The organism is Saccharomonospora iraqiensis subsp. paurometabolica YIM 90007 (assembly GCF_000231035.2).
GTDB classification, from domain to species: Bacteria; Actinomycetota; Actinomycetes; order Mycobacteriales; family Pseudonocardiaceae; genus Saccharomonospora; species Saccharomonospora paurometabolica.
The window spans coordinates 1-2493 of the sequence record NZ_KI912203.1; the positions used below are offsets into that span (position 1 = coordinate 1).

A 2493-nucleotide genomic window follows, 5' to 3' on the forward strand; every position below is an offset into this window, starting at 1 on the left:
GCAGTCGGGGGCCGGGCAGTCGGGGGCCACGGCACCGACCCCGGACACGACGTCACCGGCGTGGCCGTACACCCGCCGGACGGTCCTGGCGGACCTCTCCCTCGCCGGCGCCGTGGATGACTACCGGTTCCTGTTCTCCGCGACGGTGTGCTGGCTGCCGGACCCGACCCCGGACCGCCGTACCGAACTGCACGCCAACCCGGCTGCGCTGGCGCGGGAGACCGTCGTCTCGCGGGCCCGGCACCTGCTCGCCGAGGGCACACCCGAAGAGCACGACCTGCTCACCGAACGGCTCAACGCCGTGCTCGGTACGGTGGTCTCGGTGCCCGCCGGACACATCCACGTATGGGCGGAGAAAGTCGCCGTACGACTGTCCGACGAGGATCGCGAACGGATCCGGCGCCTCGCCGAACTCCGCAAGGACGCAGCACTCCGGGAACAGGAGCGTCGGTACGAGCGGGACCTGCACGCCTACCTCGCCGAGGACGTCCTGCGCGACCCCGGCCGGGCCGTGGTCTGGTTCCTGGCCCGCACCACCGACGGACGTCCGATCGACCTCGACACGGTCGTCCATCGCCTCGACGATCTCCGACGGCTCACCGCGGCCGCGCATGCCACGGAGATCCCGTCGTGGGAGACGGTGGAACCCGGCTGCCGGGCACGTCCGGCGGACGCACCCGGCGACGTCCCGGACAGCTCACCGGGCCGTTCGGACGACGATCCGGCGCTCTACCCGCCTCCGGGTTCCGCCCCTTCCGGGGACCGGCGGCCGGCCGCACCCTGCTCGCCGAACGGCGCGGCCGGTGCCGGCGGGACGGCTTCCGGGGACCGGGAGCCCGGCAGACCCCCGGCGTCCGGTCACATGTAGCGGCCCCCGGTGACCTCGGTGACGGTCCCGGTGAGGTAGCTGGACAGGTCGGAGGCCAGGAACAGCACCACGTCGGCCACCTCCTCCGGTTCCCCCGCACGCCCCATCGGCACCTCCGCGAGCTTGGCCTCCCACACGTCCTCGCGCATCGCCTCGGTCATCGCGGTCCGGATGATGCCCGGCTGCACGGCGTTGATGCGCACACCCGCGTGGGCGACCTCCTTCGCCGCCGCCTTCGTCAGACCCACGATCCCCGCCTTCGCGGCGCTGTAGTTGGTCTGGCCCAGGTTGCCGACCTTGCCGGAGATCGAGGAGATGTTCACGATCGCGCCGTGCCCCTGCTCCCGCATCACCGCCGACGCCGCCTTCGTGCCCAGCCAGGTCCCGGTGAGGTGCACGTCGATCACCTCCCGGAAGGCGTCGAGCGGCATCTTCCGCATGGTGGCGTCGCGGGTGATGCCCGCGTTGTTCACCAGCACGTCGAGCGCGCCGAACTCGTCCACACACCGCCGCACCAGCGCGTCCACTCCGTCGGGGTCGGTCACGTCGCAGCCGACGGCGACCGCGGTGCCGTCGCCGCCGAGTTCGGCGGCGGTCGCGGCGGCGGCGTCGGCGTCCAGGTCGGCGAGCACCACCCGCGCCCCGTGCTCGACGAGCTTCGCCGCGATCGCCCGGCCGATTCCCCTGGCGGCCCCCGTGACGACCGCGGCACGTCCCTGCACCAATGTCATGGCGGCACTGTACCGAGCGGCGGGTGGGCGGGGCGCCGTTCCCGGCGCACACGGATCGCGCCCGTGCCGGGTCCCCGTTGTGCGCGGTGTCCGCACCGGCGGGCCACCGGGAACGGTCCCACCGGCCGGGCCGGTGTCGCCCGGGCGCACAGCGGGTAGTTCCCCGGCAGCGGCGACGGGTCGGAGGGTGGTCGGTGATGACGTACGGGATCGGCATCCGGGTTCCCGAACCCGTGGACGAGGTGCGCAACCGGCTGCTGGACGCACTGCGCGAGCAGGGCTTCGGTGTGCTCACCGAGATCGACATCCAGGCGACGCTGCGGGAGAAGCAGGGCGTCGACATCGGGCCCTATGTCATCCTGGGCGCGTGCAATCCCTCACTGGCCGCTCGTGCCCTGGACGTCGACCGGCGCATCGGGATGCTGCTGCCGTGCAACGTCGTGGTGCGCGCCGACGGCGCGGAGACGGTCGTCGAGGCGTTGGACCCGCAGGTGATGGTGACCGTGCCGGAACAACCGGCACTGCGACCGGTCGCCGACGAGGCGGGCAGACGGATCCGCGACGCGCTGGAGACCCTGTCGGCGACGATCACCGGGTGAGACGGCCACTCTCGGGTGGTCCGGGACGGAGTGACCCACGATGATGAACGGCTGGGGCATGGGGGGCTGGATGTGGATCTGGCCCGTGCTGATCCTGATCGGGCTCGCCGTGCTCGCCACCACCGCGGTGCTGTGGACCCGCGGCCGCGGCCCGTCGGGCGACGACCGGGGGACCGCCCGCCGCATCCTCGACGAGCGATTCGCCCGGGGCGAGATCGACGAGGAGGAGTACCGGCGGCGGCGGGACGACCTGCGGTGAGTCGCGAGCTCGGCAGGCGCCGGGCGCTGGGACTGC

The 2493-nt window shown here is 73.1% G+C and carries 3 protein-coding genes and 1 pseudogene; 3 read left to right on the forward strand and 1 reads right to left on the reverse strand.

Annotation, left to right across the window (positions count from 1 at the left end; genetic code table 11):
- Positions 1–868 (forward strand): annotated as a pseudogene (locus SACPADRAFT_RS32070) (hypothetical protein); the annotation flags it as partial.
- Here the strand turns inward: SACPADRAFT_RS32070 and fabG are convergent.
- Entirely contained in the window at positions 859–1599 is a 741-nt protein-coding gene (gene fabG / locus SACPADRAFT_RS0202840; RefSeq protein ID WP_007027257.1) for a 3-oxoacyl-ACP reductase FabG, read from the reverse strand. The pseudogene SACPADRAFT_RS32070 and the gene fabG sit on opposite strands and share 10 nt — an antisense overlap.
- Before the next feature lie 197 nt (positions 1600–1796).
- On the opposite strand from fabG, the gene SACPADRAFT_RS0202845 reads away from it, so the two are divergent.
- Positions 1797–2198 (forward strand): DUF302 domain-containing protein, encoded by a 402-nt coding sequence (locus tag SACPADRAFT_RS0202845; protein ID WP_007027258.1) that lies wholly within the window; start codon positions 1797–1799, stop codon positions 2196–2198.
- 40 nt (positions 2199–2238) lie between these two features.
- A complete protein-coding gene (locus tag SACPADRAFT_RS0202850; protein ID WP_007027259.1) occupies positions 2239–2457 on the forward strand; it encodes an SHOCT domain-containing protein in 219 nt (72 codons plus the stop codon).
- Positions 2458–2493: the final 36 nt, after the last annotated feature.

Excerpts from the sequence above, each read along its gene's own strand:
- fabG (WP_007027257.1), bottom strand. The coding sequence starts at position 1,599 with ATGACATTGGTGCAGGGACGTGCCGCGGTCGTCACGGGGGCCGCCAGG.
- SACPADRAFT_RS0202850 (WP_007027259.1), top strand. The coding sequence starts at position 2,239 with ATGATGAACGGCTGGGGCATGGGGGGCTGGATGTGGATCTGGCCCGTG.
- SACPADRAFT_RS0202845 (WP_007027258.1), top strand. The coding sequence starts at position 1,797 with ATGACGTACGGGATCGGCATCCGGGTTCCCGAACCCGTGGACGAGGTG.